Raw genomic sequence first — 18,630 nt, 5'->3', positions numbered from 1 at the left:
TGGCCTAAAATATTACCTTTAAAATCTGTATAAATTTCCATCATATTATTTGTTCTAAATTTATAGCCATTTATTTTTTTATCTACTTCTACAATAGCTGCATTTGGTTGTACTGCTTGTACTTTTGCAATAATTTCTTTTGGGATAAATCCTGTTGGAATGCTTTTGTATTTACCATCAACTTCTTTCCAGTCTCCATTGATGATAAAATCAATTTCAGTCCCATCGACTAAATTTACTTCATAAGAATCTACATCTTGTTTTACATAACCTACATTTACACCTTTAAAATGAGTGTTTAAAAACTCTTGAGCTTTTTGAGGTAGAGCATTTGGACTTACAACCATATCTGCAAATATAGAACTTGCACAAACTAAACTAGCTAACATTAATTTTATTTTCATTTTTTCTCCTTTAAATAAAAGTAAAAAATGATATTAACTGCTTGTGAAATTTATGTGAATTTAATTTTTAAAACCAACTATTTTATTTTTATCAAATGAAGATTCTATTTCTTTTTCTATTGTATGTAAAAAATCACTCATTTTAAAAACACCATCCTTAGAAATAGCTGCTTTCAAAGCTGTATTTTTAACTACCATAGCAATTTGAGCTCCACTTAGCTCATACAAAGCAAGGTTTTTTAAATCAAAATTATCATCAAATTTAGCATTTTTAGGTAAAGCTTTTTGCCATATCATCAAGCGTTGTTCGTAATTTGGTTTTTTAAATTCTATTTTATATTCAAATCTTCTTGAAAAAGCCACATCTAAACTTTCTAAAAAATTGGTCGTAGCTATGATAACTCCGCTAAAACGCTCAATTTGTTCTAGAAAAATATTTTGCATTTGATTGTGCATTTTATCAGCACCGCCACTACTTTCTACTCTAGTACTTAAAAATTGATCAGCTTCATTTAAAAGCAAAATAGGACTTTGTTTGCTTGTTTGACAAAGCTCTTTATAAGTATCAAAAATTTTTCTTACATTTTGCTCACTCTCGCCCACATATTTGCTTAAAATTTTAGAACAATCAAAACTCAAAATAGATTTTTTCATAGCTTTTGCCATACTTAGCGCACTCATAGTCTTACCCGTGCCAGCAGGACCATAGAAAATTATCTTAGCTTCTATGTTTTTATTTGTTTTTATACCCCATTTATTTAATCTTTCTAAAACCTTTTTACCTTGTTGTTTTAATATACTTTCCAATAGATCTTTAGTGCTTTGGGGCATAATAACATCATCTATATTAATATTTGGCTCAATTAGCTCAAAAATATCTTGTTCTTTAACTAAATTTTGAAGTTTAATTTTTTTATTCTTCTTTGGTTCTTTAAAATTAATAATTCTTTGTAAAATATCATCACTTAAATAAAAAATCTTAGTTATATCACCCAAAGAATTAACAAATTCATCATATTCTAAAAGATTTGAACTAAGTAGCTTAGAATCTTCTTCTAGTAAGACTTTGTTTTCTTGTTTTTGAACATCATCTTCGCTAATTAAATGAAGTAAAAAATTAAAATCTCTACTATAAGAATTTTCGGTGTTTAGCAAATACTCTTCTTTTAACAAACTAATAAATATCAAACATTCTTTTTCGTTTAAAGCATACTCTTTAAAAATATCTGCCAAAACATTAGAAATTTTACTCTTTTTTAAACGCTCTTTAATATATGCTTCAAATATAGCTATATCTTTTTTAATATTCTTACTTTGAGAGCTTTTAGCAAAAAAACGCAATCTTTGATATAGCTCGATTTTAAAAAATTCATCTTTTAAATATGCAATATGATCTTCATAAATTTGATCTTGCATAAAATCTTGTATAGTTTTATTTTCTAAAATTTGTAAAAAAACCTCACTTAAACTTAACTCGCATTGTAACAAATTTAAAAATAAACTTGAGTTTTTACTCGATTTAAAATCAGAAAAAATTTGAATAATAAAACCTTTTTCTATAAGATTTTTAAGATCTTTTAAATGATCTAAATACTCATATTCATCATTTTTAAAAACTTCACTAAGAAGATTATAGGCATTAATGCTTACATTTGCTTGTAAATAATTTTTACACAAATGCTTTAAAATTAAAATTTCATCTTCACTGCATTGTAAGTTTTTATAAATATTGCTTTTAAAAGTATCATTAAGAAAAAGTTTTAAATCTTTCATATTTTCCTTTATATTGATTTTATGCTAAATTTAATTTTAGATTTTTTGTCACTAAAACTCATATTTTTATCACAAACCTCATAAAAAATATCATAATTTTTGCTTATAATATTTTGAGTAAAACCACAAGAAGTGATTTGCTTATTTTTCCCATAAAAAATAGGTTTTTTGTAAATTAAATCTTGCAAAAAATCATCATAATATTCATTATTAAAAAATCTTTTATTAAAAAAAGTTTTTGCATAACATACACCATTAATGCAAATTTTATCCATGATTTTTAACTCAAGTAAAGCCTTAGAGGCACTATAAAGTTCTAAACTTGTAAAATTTTTTCCCTCATATAAAAAGCCATAATCAGCAAATCTAAATTGAGGGGTTTTTAAAACAATATAAGCACTTTGTGATTGTGTTTTACTTTTTAAAGCACAAGAGCTTAAAAAAACACACACAAAACACAAAAAAATTATTTGAAGTGACTTTATCATTTAAGGTTTTTAAAACTAAGATTAAGTTCTAAATTTAACTCTTTTACTATTTTCATCACGCTTTGTAAATCATCAATTTGCTTACCAACTACGCGAATTTCATTGCCTCTAATACTTGAAGTTACCTTTAGCTTACTATCTTTTATAGCTTTATTAATCTTCTTAGCACTATCAGCATCAATGGCATCATTAACTTTTAAATTCAATCTAAAATTTGCTCCACTCTCCCTGTTTAACTCTTTAATACCATTAGGGTTAATCCCTCTTTTGATAAGTTTTGAAATAACAATATCTTTTAGCACTTCAATTTTTGCTTCACTTGAACAAGTAAGCTTATAAATACTTTCTTTTTCATTTAGCTCTATTTCACTTTTAATGCCTTTTAAATCATATCTGCTATCAAGCTCTTTTTTAGCTTGCTCTAAAGCATTTTTTAGCTCTTGTTTGTCAATTTCCCCACTAATGTCAAAACTATGTTCATTTGCCATTTTCTATAAACTCCTTAAGATTATTAAATACGATTTGGACTAAATTTTGTATGGATTCTTCACTAGCCCATGCAACATGTGGAGTGATAATTAAATTTTCTTTATTTTTTATATTAAGCAAAGGATGATTTTCAACCATAGGTTCTACTTCAAGTACATCAAGCCCTACTCTAATATTTTTTTCATCCATAATTTGAGCTAAATCTACTTCATTAATAATCCCACCACGACCTACATTAATTAAAATGGCCTCATCTTTTAAAAGCATTAATTCTTTCTTGCTTAATAAATTTTTTGTTTTTTCATTTAAAGGTGCATGGATACTTATCACATCAGAAGTTTTTAAAAGCTCTTCAAGGCTTACTTTCTCATATGTATCATCATTATTAACCCCTGAGGTAGAATAATAACAAACATTTGCTCCAAATATTTGCGAAGCCTTAGCTACCTCTTTACCTATAACTCCAAGCCCTATAATACCATGTTTTTTTCCTGTTAGAGTATGTAAAGTTCTACTAAAATCAGTGAATATTGGGCTTTTTACCCAAAGCCCTTGTTTGGTCCATCCATCATAATATGGGATTTGATTTAAAAAAGCAAAAAGCAAAGCAAATGTATGACTTAAAACACTTTTGGTAGAATACCCAGCTGCATTTTTTACTATTATACCTTTAGAATTTGCATAAGCTACATCTATATTATTTACCCCTGTGCCAAGCTGCAAAATGAGCTTTAAATTAGTGTTATCTATAACTTCTTGATCAATGATGACTTTATTTATCATCACAACTTGTGCATCAGATATTCTTGAGATAACCTCATCTTTAGATGTAAGTTCATAACTTATAAATTCCCCAATACTTTCAAAAGCTGTTAAATCAGCTCCACCTAAAGTAGCAGCGTCTAAACATACTATTTTCATTTTTTATCCTTTAACAATGTGCCCTACAAATTTAGAATAATTATCAAGCACCAAACCACCTTTTCTAAAACCTAAACCACAACCCTCATAAGCAAAGAAAACTCCTGCTTGATAATAATCATTTTCATTTTGATTAAACTCAGCAAATTCTTGATACACAAAACGATTGTTTTGATAATCTCCACTTGTTTCAAAACTTATATCTCCATTAGCCTCTATAATAGAAACATTTGCTCCTTCTCTACCAAAAACAGGCTTTTTAACACATTTTTTACCCACTAAAGGTTCATCACTTGTTTCAAGCAATAAAGGATGATTTGGATAAAGCTCCCATAAAATTTTCATTATACCCTTGCTTTGAAAAAGTAAAGTATAAGCAGGATTTAAAATAATTGCTTTTTGATTTTGCATAATTTGAGTTAAGAGCATAGCAAGTTCACCCTCTTCTATAGCTATACTTTCCCAAGGAATGAGTTTGAAAAAATACTCAAAATTTACATCATTTTTAAAAATTCCTTCGGGTGAAAATTCTACCTCATCAATATAAGAAAATTCACTCTCAAAACCAGCTTCACTAGCAATGTGTGCTAAAAGTTTTGTTGTAATCATATCCTCATCACTACCTGCAATTGAAGAAAACAATATTTTCCAACCTTCATAATATTTTTCAAATTCACTTACATCTTCTTCTAAGGTTATAAGTCTCTTAAAATTATCTCTTAAAGCTTCATATATATTATTAAATTGCGAGCTTTCATCTAGGTTGTTTTGCTTTAAAATAGCCCATTGCAAAATAGCACTTTCAAATAAAGATGTTGGAGTATCAGCATTAAATTCTATTAGTTTTATAGGCTTACCATCAAGCCCACCTGCTAAGTCAAACCTACCATATAAATGCCAATGCACATCATTTTCCCAACTCATCTTAATCGCATCAACCAAATTAAAAGGAATTCCAAGCTCGTCAAAACGATCATTATCAATCACTTCTTGTGCAGCAGCTACAAACATATCATAAAGCTCATTAACTGCTTCATAGTATGCATTTGCTTCATCTTCCCTTACACAAACTAAATTAGAATCTAAATAATCACTTCCATCATTATCCGTATGCCATGAAAAACCTATTTGCTCTAAATAAGATTTTTCTAAAGGATTTACTTTTAAAAAATTCATTTTTTCACCTTTTAAGAGCCAAAAGAATTTGTAGAGCTTGAAGTAGCTTTAGAGCCACCACCAAAAAAGCCTGATTTTTTTGCATTTGATCCTGAAGTAGCACTTGTACTTGCTTTATTAAAGCTATTTACACTTCTTTGATAAGCACTTTGATTTGAAAATGCTCCTCTTTGTTGATTTGCAAAATTTTGATTGTTAAAAAGCTTTGAACCTATCCAACTTCCCAAAATAGCTCCAGCCGCACTCGCAAGCAATGTCTCGCCTAAAGAAAGCCCCCCGCTACTCATTTGAGCATTGTTTGGATTTGTTAAATTTGAAGTACCATTGTCTATTTTAGCAGCTTCTTCTTGGATTAATTTATCCATTTCTTCTTTGCTTAAAACCCTTTCAGTTCCATCAAGTTGTTTTAAGACTACCCTAGTTTCATCACTTGGAAATTGATCTTTGATTTTGTATTGATTTGGAGCGGTTTCTTCAATAATAACAAAGGCCCCTTGAGTATTTGCCGCTTGACTTAAAGCGTTATTGCTAGAATCATTTGTATTATTACTACATGCACTTAAAGCACCTGCACTAATTGCAGCAATACCACTTATCATACTAAGTTTGAGTATAGTTTTAATGTGTTTCATAATCTTTCCTATAAAAATTTATAAATTTAACTTAATAAGATTTTAACAAAAAAAGTATTAATAAAAATTAATTGTTTTAGTTTATCATAGTCATTAAATTACTACTTAAAATAAACACAGCAAAAACAAAAAATATAAAAGCACTTAGATAATCAATAAGTTTTAAATTCTTTTGATAAATTCTTACCATAAATGGTTTAGAAAATAATAAAGAAATCAAAGAAAAATAAATTATAGTTTCTAAAATCAAAACAAATATCAAGACTATCAACATCCATCGCATTTGTGTAAAATCAAAACTTGCAAAAACACTGGCGAAATAAAAAATTGCTTTAGGATTAGATAAATTTGTAATCATTCCACTTAAAAATGCAGATATATAAGTTTTTTGAACTTTAATTTTGTCATTTTTTGTATTCTTGTAAATCTTAAAAGATAAATACAAAAGATAAAATGCTCCAAAACTTGATAGTATAATTTGTAAAAATGGGAATTTATGAAAAACGACATTTAATCCGAGTATAGAAAGTATAATCCATATACTAACAGCTAAACTTACTCCCAAGCTTGCCTTTAAAGCACTTTTAACCCCTTCTCTTAATGCATATGAACTTACTAAGAAAAAATCAGGTCCTGGTAAAATAAGTCCGAAAAAATGAATAATTATAATCCAAAAAAACATAAATATTTTAACGAAGAAAGCCGATTTCTCGGCTTTTTGGTATTAGAGTCTTGACTCGTAGCGTCTAAGCATATAAAGTCTTTTAAGCATTTTTTTGCGTGCTGAAATTTTTTGTTTTTTGCGAATTTCAGTCATAGGCTCAAAAAATCTTCTAGCGCGAACTTCAGTAACAACTAGATTTCTATCTACTTGCTTTTTGAATTTTCTATACGCTTCATCAAAAGACTCATTAGGATGTACCTTGATTCCTGGCACGACCCTCACCACCTTTCTTTAAATAAATTTTAAAATAAAGATTATATCATAATTTTCTTGAAAAGAAAACTTATTTTTGTAATAATTATATAAATAAAAATTAAATATAAATTATTAATTAAGACAAAGTTTGATTTAATTTTTCTAATACTACAATATAAAGAAATATTTCTAAGGAAAATAAAATGAATGCTCACATCACAAACTATACTAAAAAAAGATATATAGCTTATATCATTTCTATGATCATTTTTATAGCACTACCTTTTATAAAAATAAATGGAAATCATTTCTTTTTATTAAGCTTTGATCATAAAAAACTTAATTTATTTTTTATCGCTTTTGATACTCAAGAGCTGTATTTAATGCCTTTTGTTATCATGGGTATGTTTTTAACTATACTTTTTGTTACTACTTTAGCAGGAAGAATTTGGTGTGCTTGGAGCTGTCCTCAAACTATTGCTAGAGTTATTTATAGAGATCTTTTACAAACAAAAATCTTTAAAATTCATAAAAGCACAGCAAATAAACAAAAGCAAGTCAGTGGATTTTTCGTCAAAAAAGCTTTAAGTATTGTGATTTTTTATCTTTTTTCATTGTTAATGATGAGTGCATTTTTATGGTATTTTGTACCACCTGAAGATTTTTTTACATACATTCAAAATCCTGCTGATCATTTATTACTTTTAGGGATTTTATTTTGCGCTTCTTTGGCTTTTACTTTTGATATAGTATATTTGGGTGAAAAATTTTGTGTTTATGTATGTCCTTATGCAAGAATTCAATCTGTAATGTTTGATAATAACACCGTTCAAGTAATATATGATGATAAAAGAGGAGGTATGATTTATGATGGACATACCAAACTTTATCAAAAGCCACCACAAGGTGAATGTATAGGATGTGAAGCCTGTGTAAAAATTTGTCCTACACATATAGATATACGCCAAGGAATGCAACTTGAGTGTATTAATTGTCTTGAATGTGCCGATGCTTGTTCAAAAGTTCAAGCCAAATTTAATCGTCCTAGCTTAATTAATTGGACTAGTGCAAAAGCTATTGAAACAAGGGAAAAAGTAAAATATTTTAGATTTAGAACTATTGGATATTTGGTTGTTTTGTGTGGTGTTTTTGTGGCTTTAGTTTTAATGGGAAGTAAAAAAGAAAATATGCTTTTAAATATCAACCGTTCTAGCGAGCTTTATCAAATCAGAAAAACCCATGATGGAGAATTAATTATTAGTAATGCTTATGTATTTTTATTTCAAAACACCGATAATAAAACTCATGAGTATTATTTTGATGTGAAATTACAAGGCATTGAAGATGGCTTAGAAATCATTAGACCTAAAAAATCTTTTAAACTAAAAGCTGGCGAAAAAGATAAACATATAGTTGTTTTAAAAGCTACTAAAAAACTAGCCGATAATGATAGAAAAGACACTGTAATACCATTAACCATCAAAGCCTATGCACTTGATGATAAAAATATTGTCATATTACGCGAGAGTAATTTTGTATATCCTAAAAATTCTATCATAGAGCATAAAAAATACTAAAATGAAAAAAAGAATTTCTTCAAAATCTCAAGCAAGGCTTGAAAAAATCAAACAAATCGCTGCGGAGTCATTTTTAAAAAATGGCTACGAAGCAACTAATCTTAAAGATATTATCAAACAAGCTGGTGGATCTTTTTCTTGCGTATATGAGCATTTTAAAAGTAAAGAAGGTTTATTTGAAGCGGTTTTAAATGATTTTGCAGAAAATCATTTTTTAGCTATTTTAAAAAAAAATATGCGACTTTCACCTGATGCTAATTTAGAAGAATTCTTATATCAATTTGCAAAAGCTTATTTAGGGATTTTTAACGACACTAAAACTATAGCTATAGTAAGACTTTTGTATTCTGAAATTTATAATGAAAAATTTGATTTTGGAAAATGGTTTAAAGGAAGCAATAGAAAAGAAGTAGAATATGTTCTTCGAAAAAGATTTGAAGAAGAAAATGAAATTTTAGCTCAAAATGCTGAATTTTTAAGTTATACTTTTTGCGCTATGCTTAGAGGGACATTTTTTATACAAAGTACTTTTGAAAATAAAGTTTCAATGAATAAAAAAGAACAACAAAGCCATGCAAAAAAAATCGTAAAGCTTTTTACTCAAGGTCTTGTTAATTTTAATTAACTAAAGATTGATAAAATAGTATTTATTAATTTTGTAATATAAATTACTTTTTATTTAGCTAAATAAATAACTTAAGGAAACAAATGAAAACAAAACTTTTAACTCTAGCTTGTGCTTCTCTTATCTTTATAGCATGTTCAGATAATAAAAATGCACAAGTTAAACAACTCCCTCCTCAACCTGTTAGTATTATGACTATGCAAAGCGCTAATTTACCTTTAGAATTTACTTATCCTGCGAGATTAAGTACTGAATTAGATGTAGTAGTCAAACCTAAAGTAAGCGGTGAAATCAAAGCAAAATACTTCAAAAGTGGTCAAGCTGTAAGAAAAGGCGATAAGCTTTTTCTTATAGAACCTGACAAATACCAAGCAAGTGTAAATATGGCTTATGGAGAAGCTTTGGTAGCAAGAGCTAATTTTGATGATGCTGAAAAAAATTTTAAAAGAGATAGTATTTTAATAGAAAAAAATGCTATTTCACAAAAAGAATTTGATGCAAGTTTAGCTAAATTTAACTCCACAAAAGCTAATCTAGAAAGCGCTAGAGCAAAACTTGCTAATGCAAGATTAGACTTAAAATACACCATAGTAAGTGCTCCTTTTGATGGAATTTTAGGTGATGCATTAATGGATGTGGGTGATTATGTAAATGCTTCATCTACTGAACTTGTACGCATTACAAACATTAACCCAATTTTTGCAGATTTTTATATTTCTGATGTAGATAAAATCAATATGAATAAAAATATTCAAAGCGGCAATTGGAAATTAGAAAATATCCAAGTGCAAGCTAATGTTGGTGGAGAACTTTTCAATGGAAAATTATATTTCGTAGATAGCGTTATAGATACTCATAGTGGTGGAGTAAAAGCAAAAGCTATTTTTGATAACAACAATTCAAACTTAATGCCTGGCTCTTTTGCAAATGTTCATGTTGGTGGTTTTGTTCAAAAAGATGGTTTTGAAATTCCTCAAGTTGCGCTTTTGCAAGATGATAGTGCTACTTATGTTTATACCCTTGTAGATGGAAAAGTAGTTAAAACTATTGTTGATGTTATTTATCAAACTTCTGATAAAGCAATTATTGATAAGGGCTTAAAAAATGGGGATAAAGTGATTTTAAATAACTTCAAAAAAATCCGTCCTGGTGCAAGTGTTAGCGTAATGGAGAATAAATAATGTTTTCTAAATTCTTTATAGAAAGACCTGTATTTGCTTCTGTTGTAGCTATTATCATTTCTTTAGCAGGTATTATAGGACTTTATTCTTTACCCGTGGAGCAATATCCTTCCTTAACTCCACCCGTTGTTAAGGTAAGTGCAACTTACTCAGGAGCTGATGCTCAAACGGTGGCTCAAACGGTGGCTATTCCTCTTGAAGATGCAATCAATGGGGTTGAAAATATGATTTATATGGATTCAACTTCAAGCTCTTCAGGAGATATGAGCTTAAGTGTATATTTTAATATAGGTACAGATCCTGACCAAGCAACAGTTGATGTTAATAATAGAATTTCAGCTGCTATGGCAAAACTACCTGAAGATGTTAAAAAAACTGGTGTTAGTGTAAGAAAAACCGGTTCAAGTATATTAGAAGTTGCTACTTTATATTCTCCTGATGGCTCTATGGATTCACTCGAAGTGTATAATTATGCTGCATTAAATATTTTAGATGATCTTGCTAGGGTTCCTGGTGTGGGTAATGCCGTAGCTATTGGTGCAAGAAATTATTCTATGAGAATTTGGCTTAATCCTGATTTGTTAAACAAATATCAAGTTACTGCGACTGATGTTATTGCTGCAGTTAGCGAGCAAAATGCTCAATATGCTACTGGTAAGATAGGTCAAGAACCTGTGGTGGAAAGATCTCCTTATGTGTATTCAGTAACTATGCAAGGAAGATTAAAAAATACTAAAGAATTTGAAGATATTATCATAAGAGCAAATAGTGATGGCTCTTTTTTAAGACTTAAAGATGTAGCCGAAGTTTCTTTAGGATCAAGAGAATATACTTTTAAAGGTAGATTAAACGGAAATGACGCTACTCCTATTTTGATTTTCTTACAAACCGGAGCAAATGCTGTAAATACAGCAGAATTAGTGCAGAAAAAATTTGAAGAACTTTCTAAAAATTTCCCTGAAGGATTAACTTATAAAGTGCCTTATGATACAACTATATTTATTAAAGCTTCCATTAAAGAAGTGGTAAAAACTTTCTTTGAAGCATTAATTTTAGTTGTAATTGTAATGTATTTGTTCTTAAAAAATTTCCGCTCAACTATTATACCAATGATTGCTGTTCCTGTTTCTATTTTGGGAACTTTTGCAGGATTATATGTCTTAGGTTTTAGTATCAATCTACTTACGCTTTTTGCCTTAGTATTGGCTATTGGTATTGTTGTTGATGATGCAATTATAGTAGTTGAAAATATAGATAGAATTATGCATGAAGATCCAAATATAAGTATAAAAGAAGCAGCTATTAAAGCTATGGATGAAGTTGCTGCACCTGTTGTTTCTATAGTTCTTGTACTTTGTGCGGTTTTCATACCCGTTTCATTTATATCAGGTTTTGTGGGAGAAATCCAAAAACAATTTGCCATAACCTTAGCAATATCTGTTACTATATCAGGCTTTGTAGCTTTAACACTAACTCCTTCTTTATGTGCAATTTTTTTAAGAAGAAATGAAGGTGAACCTTTTTACTTTGTGAAAAAATTTAATGATATTTTTGATTGGTCTACCGAAGTTTTTGGTGCTGGTGTGGCTTATATACTTAAAAGAACAGTGCGTTTTATGTTAATTTTTGTAATCTTTTTGGGTGGTTTATATGGACTTTTCAAACTTGTTCCAAATTCACTTGTTCCAAATGAAGATCAAGGAAACTTTTTAACTATTGTCAATCTACCCGCGGCATCTTCGCTTAATAGAACTACTCAATCAATGGATGCTATGGCAGAAGAAATCCGCAAAAATGAGAATGTAACTAATGTGGTAGGACTTATAGGCTATGATCTTTTTACAGGTTCTTTAAAAGAAAATTCTGGAGCAATGTTTGTTAATTTGAAAAATTGGGATGATAGAGATATTAGTAGTTTTGATTTAGTTGGATCTTATAACAAACAATACTTCTTAAATCCAAATTTTCAAACTTTCTTTGTTAATCCACCACCAATCCAAGGTTTAAGCTTAACTGGTGGTTTTGAGATGTATGCACAAAATCGTAGCGGAAAAAGTTATGATCAAATTCAAGTTGATGTAAATAAATTAGTTGAAGCAGCAAACAAGCGTCCCGAACTTCACAATGTAAGAACAACGCTTGATACTAATTTTCCGCAATTAAAACTAGAAATTGATCGCGATAAAGTAAAACTTTATGGTTTAAATTTAGCTGATGTATTTAGCACTCTAAATGCCACCATAGGAACTTATTATGTAAATGATTTTTCTATGCTTGGAAAAAATTATCGTGTAAATATAAGCGCAATTGGAGATTTTAGAAATACTCAAAATGCTTTAAAAAACATCTTTGTTAGATCAAAAGATGGTTCTATGATAGCTCTAGATAGCGTTTTAACATTACAAAGAAGTGTTGGTCCTGATGATGTAAAACGCTTTAATATGTTTCCATCGGCTTTAGTGCAAGGTGATCCTGCTCCTGGCTATACTTCAGGACAAGCCATTGATGCAATTGCACAAGTGGCAAAAGAAACTTTAGGAGAGGATTATTCTATTGCTTGGTCAGGTTCAGCTTATCAAGAAGTTACAAGTAGCGGTGCTGGACAAATAGCATTTATGCTAGGACTATTATTTGTATTTTTAATTCTAGCAGCACAATATGAAAGATGGCTCATGCCTTTAGCAGTAATTACGGCTGTGCCTTTTGCAGTATTTGGTTCTTTGCTTTTTGTATGGCTTAGAGGATTAGAAAATGATATATATTTTCAAACAGGACTTTTACTTTTAATAGGCCTTTCTGCTAAAAATGCCATTTTGATTGTTGAATTTGCTATGGAAGAGCATCTTAAAAAAGGAAAGAGTATTTTTGAAGCTTCTATTAGTGCAGCAAAATTGAGATTTAGACCTATTGTAATGACTTCATTGGCATTTATTTGTGGTATTTTACCGCTTTTCTTTGCATATGGAGCAGGAAGTGCAAGCCGCCATGCGATAGGTACAGGTATTATAGGTGGTATGATAGCAGCTTCTACTATAGCCATTTTCTTTGTACCTTTATTTTTCTATTTACTAGAAAGTTTTAATAAATGGCTTGATAAAAAAAGAGGTAAAATCAATGCGTAAGTTAATAATTTTTGCAAGTTGTTTTTTAATAACAGCTTGCAGTTTAAAACCAAATTTAGAAATTAAAGATGTAAATTACACTAAAAGCTTAGATCAAAACATTAGCATTAACAAACAATGGTGGAAAGCTTTTGATGATAATTATTTAAACACCTTAGTCGATCAAGCTTTAAAAAACAATAACGACTTGCAAATTGCATATATGAATTTACAAAAAGCTTATGAAGCTTTAGGTATAGCAAGAAGCGATCTACTTCCTAAACTAGATGGAAGTGCTAGCGGAGCAAGAGCAAAAACTAGTATCAATGCTCCAAGCAACAAAAGTAATGAATTTGTCTATGGCAATGATTTTAATATGGGTTTAAATTTAAGTTATGAAGTAGATTTATGGGGTAAATACAGAGATACTTATAATGCTTCAAAAGCAAAATTACAAGCTAGTGAGTTTGACTATGAAAGTGCAAGATTAAGCTTAATTTCTAATGTAGTAAAAACTTATTTTAATCTAGCAAGCTTAAGTGAGCAAGTAAAAATTTTAGAAGAAACAACCCAAAGTTATCAAAAAACTTATGAGTTAAAATTAGAGCATTTTAAACTTGGAGTAATTAGTGAGTATGAGCTTAACAAATTTAAAGCTGAACTTGAAAATTCAAGAGTTTTACTCACAAATGCTAAAATTCAAAAAGAAGCTAATACCAAAGCTTTAAAAATCTTAACTTCAAATGATATTGATGATATACTTTATAATAGCATAGAGTATAAAAAAATAGGACAATACGAGCTTAGCATACCTGAAGGTATTGGTAGTGAAATTTTACTTCAAAGACCTGATATACAAGCTAGTTTAAAAATTTTAGAAGAAAAAAACTATCTTGTTGGAGTAGCCAGAACTGCATTTTTACCAAACCTTTCTTTAACAGGACTTTTGGGTTTTCAAAGTAATGATTTAGATCTTTTAGTTAAACATGGAAGTAATACTTGGAATGTAGCTGGAAATTTTGCAATGCCGATTTTTCATTGGGGTGAGATTATGAATAATGTTAATATCGCAAAACTTACCAAAGATGAAGCGTTTTTACAATATGAAAACACCTTAAAAACAGCCTTTGGAGAAATAAGACTTGCTTTATTTAACCGCCAAAGCTATTATGAAAATGAGCAAAATTATAAAAATTTATTTCTAGCTCAAAGTAAAATTTATGAAATTTCTACCTTAAGATATGAAAATGGCGTGATTAATTTAGCTGATTTTTTACAAGATCAAAGAAATTATTTAAATGCTAAACTTTCTTACACTAACTCATCTTATGAGCTTGCAAATTCTATCGTAGATGTTATGAAAGCCTTTGGTGGTGGATTTAACGCTAAAGAAGAATCAAAAGAAAATATCAAAGCTATGAAAGAAAACTTAAAGGAAAACTTTTATAACAACTAAGCCTTAAGGCTTAGTTGTTAATGCATTTGAATTTGAATTCTTTGATTAAAATTATTATTTCCTCTATCTTTTGGGCTATTATGCTCAAAACGATAACGCATATTACCTGAAACATTAACATCTTGAAAAATTTCATCTAAAGGTGCAGAATTTGACACGCTTATAAGCCCTAATAAAAATACAAAAAATGCTATAAAAATATTTTTCATTATAAAGCCTTTGTAAAAATATGATACAATTATAGTCTTTTTAAATAACTACAAAATGAAATTTTTAGGAAAAATATGAATTTTTTACAAAACTTAGCTCTTTCTTACTCACATAAAGCCATGCAAAAATCTTTAGAGAATGGTTTTGATGTGAAACTTTTAAAAGAAGGACAAGAAAAAAAAGTTAATCCAAAAAAATCTTATATGCTCTATGCTCATATACCATTTTGCCATACTTTTTGTCCATATTGTAGTTTTCATAAGTATTATTATAGTGAAGATTTAGCAAAAAGATATTTTGAAAGCTTAAGAGAAGAAATCAAACAAATCAAAGACAAAGGATTTGATTTTACTTCTATGTATGTGGGTGGCGGCACTACTTTGATCAACGAAGAAGAACTTGCTAAAACTTTAGAACTTTGCAAAAAATTATTTAATATTAAAGAAATTTCTTGTGAGAGCGATCCTAATCATATCGAACCTAAAAAGCTAGAAATGTTTAAAGGGCTTATAGATCGTTTAAGTTGTGGTATACAAAGTTTTGATGATGATACTTTAAAAAAAGTAGCAAGATATCATAAATTTGGTTCAAGTAAAGAGCTTCAAGAAAAGCTTTCTAAAGCTATAGGCGTGCTTCCTATTATGAGTCTTGATTTGATTTTTAACTTTCCTTCTCAAACTAAAGAGCAATTACTCAATGATTTAGAAATAGCCAAAAATTTAAAACCTCAACAAATCACAACTTATCCTTTAATGAAATCAAACCTCACAAAAGATAATATCGCAAAAACTCTAGGAGTAAGTTTTAAAGATAATGAATTTGAGTTTTATAAAATCATTATAGATTTTTTCAAAGATTATGAAAGAAATAATGCATGGTCATTTTCTTTAGAAAAAAGTAGCTTTAATGATGAGTATGTAAGTAGCCACCATGAGTATTTAGGCGTGGGAAGTGGGGCTTTTAGCTTTTTAGATGGAGAGCTTTTAATCAATGCTTTTAATTTAAATGATTATTCTAAACTCATCAAAGAAAAGCAAAATGCAAATATTGCTAAAGCTAATTTTGGTAAAAAAGAAATCATCAAATATGTCTTTTTAACTGAAATGTTTGCAGGTAAAATCGAGATTGATAAATTTAACAAAACTTTAGATTGCAATTTAGAAAAAGATCTTTTCATAGAACTTTTAGGTCTTAAGCTAAGCAAGGCTATAAAAAAAGAAAATAATACTTTATACACAAGTGAATTTGGGCGTTATTTGTTTATGGTATTAATGAAAGATTTTTACACCGGTATGGATTTAGTGCGTGCTGTATTTAGAGATAATAAACGCTTACAAGATAAAGAACACATTAATATCATGCAAGAAAATGTTGATCCACTTGATTTTAAAAGTATGGAGTTTAAAGGATAAAAAGCCTTTAAAGGCTTTTTACTAAAATGGTCTTACCACCATCATAATAGCAATAATTATAAATAATATCGTTGGAATTTCATTATAAGCTCTAAAAAATTTCCCACTCTTTTTGCAAGTATCATTTTGAAGTTGTTTTAAATAATAATAATTTTGCAAATGATAAATAATCAAAAGCAAAGCACAGGTTAATTTAGCATGCATAAATCCTGATCCAACCATCAAAACTTTATTTACATGCAACATCAAACTTCCACTTATTAAAGTTACTATCATCGCAGGAGTTTGGATATAAAAATACAATTTTCTTTCTTGAATTTTTACCACTTCTACAAAGCCTTTATTATCTTTATGCTCTGTATGATAGACAAAAAGTCTTGGTAAATAAAACAATCCAGCCATCCAAGAAACAAAAGCTAAATAATGCACCATTTTAATCCACAAATACCAGTCAGTTAAAAAATCTAACATTTTTCTCCTTTTTTATTAAAAATTTCTTTTATTAAAATCAAAGCTACACTAATGTTTATCATCACATCAGCTAAATTAAACACAGCAAATTCAAACCACTTATGCCAAAATACAAAATCCACCACACCTATATGCACAAAGCGATCAAGTAAATTTGAACACCCAGCAGATAGCATAATAGCAAAAGCGATCAAATGTGTTTTAAAAAATTCTTTTTGATAAAGCAAATACGCAAACAAAGCCAAAATAAAAACAAGTTGTATGTATTTTAAATACTCTCCTAAAAATGCAAACATTGAAAAGGCTACACCGGTATTATAGGTTAAAACTAAATCAAAAATTTCACCCTTATACTCAAGCCCTTGCAAAAACAAATACTTACTTACTTGATCTAGTATAAAAACTAAAGCAAAAACAAGCCAAAATTTTAAAGATAAAATTTTAAGCATTCAATGCTTTCATAAAAAAGCTTTCAACAGCTTTCATTTCTTTTTCTAAAAGCTTAATATCTTTTGCTTCAAGTAATAAGCGTATTAAATTTTCTGTACCTGAATACCTAAACAAACTAGCAATTCCTTTTTTTTCTAAATCTTTTTTCAACTCTTCTAAGCCTGCAAGCTTGCTTAAGTCTTTTTTCTCTGAAATTTTAAGATTATGCAAAAGCTGTGGGTAAGGTTTAACTTGATTTAAAATTTCACTTGCACTTTTTGCTTCACTTAGCATTAAAGCACTAAATTGTAAAGCAGCTACCAAACCATCTCCAGTTTTTGCATAATCACTAAAAATAATATGCCCACTCTGCTCACCACCAAAATTTCCACCGCATTCTTTGAGTTTTTCAAGTACATATTTATCGCCTACATTGCAAGTTTCATGTGTGATTTTATGTTTAGTTAAAAACTCTTTTAAAGCACCATTGCTCATTATAGTGCTAACTACACTTGATTTTAACTTGCCTTGTTTTTTCAAAAATAAAGCTAAAACACCCAAAAGACTATCTCCATGAGCTACTTCGCCTTTTTCATCCACAACAACCAAACGATCCGCATCCCCATCAAAAGCAAAACCCACATCTGCTCTAAATTTTTTTACCTCTAAAGCTAAATTTAAAGGATGTAAAGCCCCGCAATTTTCATTGATATTTAAACCATTTGGCTTATCATTGATCACAATCACATCTGCACCAAGTTCTTTAAAAACCGTAGGTGCTACCTTATAAGAAGCTCCATGAGCCACATCTAACACAACGCGTAAAGACTTTAAAGTCAGCTCTTTAGGAAAAGAATTTTTTATAGAAACAATATATCTTCCTATCACATCATCAATTCTTTTTGCTTGACCAATTTGTGATTTTGTTGTTCTTGCCTCTTCTATGAGTTTATCATTAAAATAAATTTCTTCTATTTTCGCTTCTGCTTGCTCATCAAGTTTATTTCCGTGTGCATCAAAAAATTTAATGCCATTATCATAGTAAGGATTGTGTGAAGCTGATATCATAATCCCTGCATCACAACGCATATCTTCAGTTAAAAACGCAATAGCAGGTGTTGGCATAGGGCCTATTTCTATAACATTATAACCTATAGAAGTAAGTCCTGAAACGATAGCATTTTCTATCATATAACCACTTCTTCTTGTATCTTTTCCTACTAAGATATTGTTTGTAAGGGCTTTGTCTTTAAAATAAATTCCAGCAGCCATAGCCAAACGCATTGCTAAAAATGAATCCAAAAACTCCCCCGCTTTACCGCGTACTCCATCTGTTCCAAAAAGTTTCATTTTTTTACCTTTGATT

The 18,630-nt window shown here is 29.2% G+C and carries 19 protein-coding genes; 6 read left to right on the top strand and 13 right to left on the bottom strand.

The genetic code is table 11. From position 1 onward, the window contains the following. From L8U04_RS05900 to rpsU, 9 genes are all read right to left on the bottom strand, one after another. Positions 1–404: PepSY-like domain-containing protein (locus L8U04_RS05900; protein WP_263709614.1), on the bottom strand; the 404-nt coding region annotated here is incomplete at its 3' end. 60 nt (positions 405–464) lie between these two features. Next, a complete protein-coding gene (locus L8U04_RS05895) occupies positions 465–2,177 on the bottom strand; it encodes an ATP-binding protein (protein ID WP_263709613.1) in 1,713 nt (570 codons plus the stop codon). An 8-nt stretch (positions 2,178–2,185) separates the two neighbouring features. Continuing rightward, a complete protein-coding gene (locus tag L8U04_RS05890; protein WP_220566936.1) occupies positions 2,186–2,665 on the bottom strand; it encodes a hypothetical protein in 480 nt (159 codons plus the stop codon). Next, positions 2,662–3,153, bottom strand: a complete 492-nt coding sequence (locus L8U04_RS05885; RefSeq protein ID WP_133319059.1) for a YajQ family cyclic di-GMP-binding protein — start codon at positions 3,151–3,153, stop codon at positions 2,662–2,664. The genes L8U04_RS05890 and L8U04_RS05885 overlap by 4 nt, the downstream gene beginning before the upstream one ends. Beyond that, positions 3,143–4,075: a D-2-hydroxyacid dehydrogenase gene (locus L8U04_RS05880; RefSeq protein WP_263659243.1), complete on the bottom strand. Its 933-nt coding sequence runs from the start codon at positions 4,073–4,075 to the stop codon at positions 3,143–3,145. The genes L8U04_RS05885 and L8U04_RS05880 overlap by 11 nt, the downstream gene beginning before the upstream one ends. Positions 4,076–4,078: 3 nt before the next feature. Further along, positions 4,079–5,251 (bottom strand): glutathionylspermidine synthase family protein, encoded by a 1,173-nt coding sequence (locus L8U04_RS05875; protein ID WP_258107722.1) that lies wholly within the window; start codon positions 5,249–5,251, stop codon positions 4,079–4,081. An 11-nt stretch (positions 5,252–5,262) separates the two neighbouring features. Then, positions 5,263–5,883 carry a UPF0323 family lipoprotein gene (locus L8U04_RS05870; RefSeq protein WP_133319062.1) on the bottom strand — a complete coding sequence of 207 codons (621 nt, stop codon included), beginning with the start codon at positions 5,881–5,883 and terminating at the stop codon, positions 5,263–5,265. A 76-nt stretch (positions 5,884–5,959) separates the two neighbouring features. Continuing rightward, a complete protein-coding gene (locus L8U04_RS05865) occupies positions 5,960–6,565 on the bottom strand; it encodes a LysE family transporter (RefSeq protein ID WP_133319063.1) in 606 nt (201 codons plus the stop codon). Positions 6,566–6,607: 42 nt separating this feature from the next. Continuing rightward, positions 6,608–6,820 (bottom strand): 30S ribosomal protein S21, encoded by a 213-nt coding sequence (gene rpsU / locus L8U04_RS05860; protein WP_002780697.1) that lies wholly within the window; start codon positions 6,818–6,820, stop codon positions 6,608–6,610. Positions 6,821–7,005: 185 nt separating this feature from the next. Here rpsU and ccoG point away from each other — a divergent pair, with 185 nt between their 5' ends. The 5 genes from ccoG (at position 7,006) to L8U04_RS05835 (ending at position 14,742) form a co-directional block, all read left to right on the top strand. After that, positions 7,006–8,379, top strand: coding sequence for a cytochrome c oxidase accessory protein CcoG (gene ccoG / locus L8U04_RS05855; RefSeq protein WP_133319064.1), 1,374 nt, complete (start codon positions 7,006–7,008; stop codon positions 8,377–8,379). 1 nt (position 8,380) lies between these two features. Next, a complete protein-coding gene (locus L8U04_RS05850) occupies positions 8,381–9,004 on the top strand; it encodes a TetR/AcrR family transcriptional regulator (RefSeq protein WP_133319065.1) in 624 nt (207 codons plus the stop codon). An 83-nt stretch (positions 9,005–9,087) separates the two neighbouring features. Beyond that, a complete protein-coding gene (locus tag L8U04_RS05845; protein WP_263709612.1) occupies positions 9,088–10,185 on the top strand; it encodes an efflux RND transporter periplasmic adaptor subunit in 1,098 nt (365 codons plus the stop codon). Next, positions 10,185–13,307: an efflux RND transporter permease subunit gene (locus L8U04_RS05840; RefSeq protein ID WP_220566942.1), complete on the top strand. Its 3,123-nt coding sequence runs from the start codon at positions 10,185–10,187 to the stop codon at positions 13,305–13,307. The genes L8U04_RS05845 and L8U04_RS05840 overlap by 1 nt, the downstream gene beginning before the upstream one ends. After that, complete coding sequence (locus L8U04_RS05835; RefSeq protein WP_263662729.1) at positions 13,300–14,742, top strand: efflux transporter outer membrane subunit; 1,443 nt, start codon at positions 13,300–13,302, stop codon at positions 14,740–14,742. The genes L8U04_RS05840 and L8U04_RS05835 overlap by 8 nt, the downstream gene beginning before the upstream one ends. A gap of 17 nt (positions 14,743–14,759) precedes the next feature. Here the strand turns inward: L8U04_RS05835 and L8U04_RS05830 are convergent, their stop codons facing one another. Next, a complete protein-coding gene (locus L8U04_RS05830; RefSeq protein ID WP_263659238.1) occupies positions 14,760–14,951 on the bottom strand; it encodes a mini-MOMP protein in 192 nt (63 codons plus the stop codon). A gap of 75 nt (positions 14,952–15,026) precedes the next feature. Between L8U04_RS05830 and L8U04_RS05825 the strand changes: the two genes are divergently transcribed. Continuing rightward, on the top strand, positions 15,027–16,364 hold the full coding sequence (locus tag L8U04_RS05825) for a coproporphyrinogen III oxidase family protein (RefSeq protein WP_133319070.1): 1,338 nt from the start codon (positions 15,027–15,029) through the stop codon (positions 16,362–16,364). Between the two features lie 21 nt (positions 16,365–16,385). Here the strand turns inward: L8U04_RS05825 and hemJ are convergent, their stop codons facing one another. From hemJ to glmM, 3 genes are read right to left on the bottom strand one after another with little or no spacing between them, the layout of a single operon-like run. After that, positions 16,386–16,835 carry a protoporphyrinogen oxidase HemJ gene (gene hemJ, locus L8U04_RS05820; RefSeq protein ID WP_039629243.1) on the bottom strand — a complete coding sequence of 150 codons (450 nt, stop codon included), beginning with the start codon at positions 16,833–16,835 and terminating at the stop codon, positions 16,386–16,388. Further along, on the bottom strand, positions 16,829–17,284 hold the full coding sequence (lspA, locus tag L8U04_RS05815) for a signal peptidase II (RefSeq protein ID WP_263709611.1): 456 nt from the start codon (positions 17,282–17,284) through the stop codon (positions 16,829–16,831). Before lspA ends, hemJ begins: the two co-directional genes overlap by 7 nt. Continuing rightward, a complete protein-coding gene (glmM, locus tag L8U04_RS05810; protein ID WP_039629248.1) occupies positions 17,277–18,614 on the bottom strand; it encodes a phosphoglucosamine mutase in 1,338 nt (445 codons plus the stop codon). The genes lspA and glmM overlap by 8 nt, the downstream gene beginning before the upstream one ends. Between the last annotated feature and the right edge of the window lie 16 nt (positions 18,615–18,630).

The organism is Campylobacter sp. IFREMER_LSEM_CL908 (assembly GCF_025771545.1).
GTDB classification, from domain to species: domain Bacteria; phylum Campylobacterota; class Campylobacteria; order Campylobacterales; family Campylobacteraceae; genus Campylobacter_D; species Campylobacter_D lari_D.
This window is presented reverse-complemented; position numbering and strand designations above follow the sequence as displayed.

Excerpts from the sequence above, each read along its gene's own strand:
- glmM (WP_039629248.1), bottom strand. The coding sequence starts at position 18,614 with ATGAAACTTTTTGGAACAGATGGAGTACGCGGTAAAGCGGGGGAGTTT.
- L8U04_RS05895 (WP_263709613.1), bottom strand. The coding sequence starts at position 2,177 with ATGAAAGATTTAAAACTTTTTCTTAATGATACTTTTAAAAGCAATATT.
- hemJ (WP_039629243.1), bottom strand. The coding sequence starts at position 16,835 with ATGTTAGATTTTTTAACTGACTGGTATTTGTGGATTAAAATGGTGCAT.
- L8U04_RS05825 (WP_133319070.1), top strand. The coding sequence starts at position 15,027 with ATGAATTTTTTACAAAACTTAGCTCTTTCTTACTCACATAAAGCCATG.
- lspA (WP_263709611.1), bottom strand. The coding sequence starts at position 17,284 with ATGCTTAAAATTTTATCTTTAAAATTTTGGCTTGTTTTTGCTTTAGTT.
- ccoG (WP_133319064.1), top strand. The coding sequence starts at position 7,006 with ATGAATGCTCACATCACAAACTATACTAAAAAAAGATATATAGCTTAT.
- L8U04_RS05830 (WP_263659238.1), bottom strand. The coding sequence starts at position 14,951 with ATGAAAAATATTTTTATAGCATTTTTTGTATTTTTATTAGGGCTTATA.
- L8U04_RS05875 (WP_258107722.1), bottom strand. The coding sequence starts at position 5,251 with ATGAATTTTTTAAAAGTAAATCCTTTAGAAAAATCTTATTTAGAGCAA.
- L8U04_RS05865 (WP_133319063.1), bottom strand. The coding sequence starts at position 6,565 with ATGTTTTTTTGGATTATAATTATTCATTTTTTCGGACTTATTTTACCA.
- L8U04_RS05890 (WP_220566936.1), bottom strand. The coding sequence starts at position 2,665 with ATGATAAAGTCACTTCAAATAATTTTTTTGTGTTTTGTGTGTGTTTTT.
- L8U04_RS05850 (WP_133319065.1), top strand. The coding sequence starts at position 8,381 with ATGAAAAAAAGAATTTCTTCAAAATCTCAAGCAAGGCTTGAAAAAATC.
- L8U04_RS05880 (WP_263659243.1), bottom strand. The coding sequence starts at position 4,075 with ATGAAAATAGTATGTTTAGACGCTGCTACTTTAGGTGGAGCTGATTTA.
- L8U04_RS05835 (WP_263662729.1), top strand. The coding sequence starts at position 13,300 with ATGCGTAAGTTAATAATTTTTGCAAGTTGTTTTTTAATAACAGCTTGC.
- L8U04_RS05885 (WP_133319059.1), bottom strand. The coding sequence starts at position 3,153 with ATGGCAAATGAACATAGTTTTGACATTAGTGGGGAAATTGACAAACAA.
- L8U04_RS05845 (WP_263709612.1), top strand. The coding sequence starts at position 9,088 with ATGAAAACAAAACTTTTAACTCTAGCTTGTGCTTCTCTTATCTTTATA.
- L8U04_RS05840 (WP_220566942.1), top strand. The coding sequence starts at position 10,185 with ATGTTTTCTAAATTCTTTATAGAAAGACCTGTATTTGCTTCTGTTGTA.
- L8U04_RS05870 (WP_133319062.1), bottom strand. The coding sequence starts at position 5,883 with ATGAAACACATTAAAACTATACTCAAACTTAGTATGATAAGTGGTATT.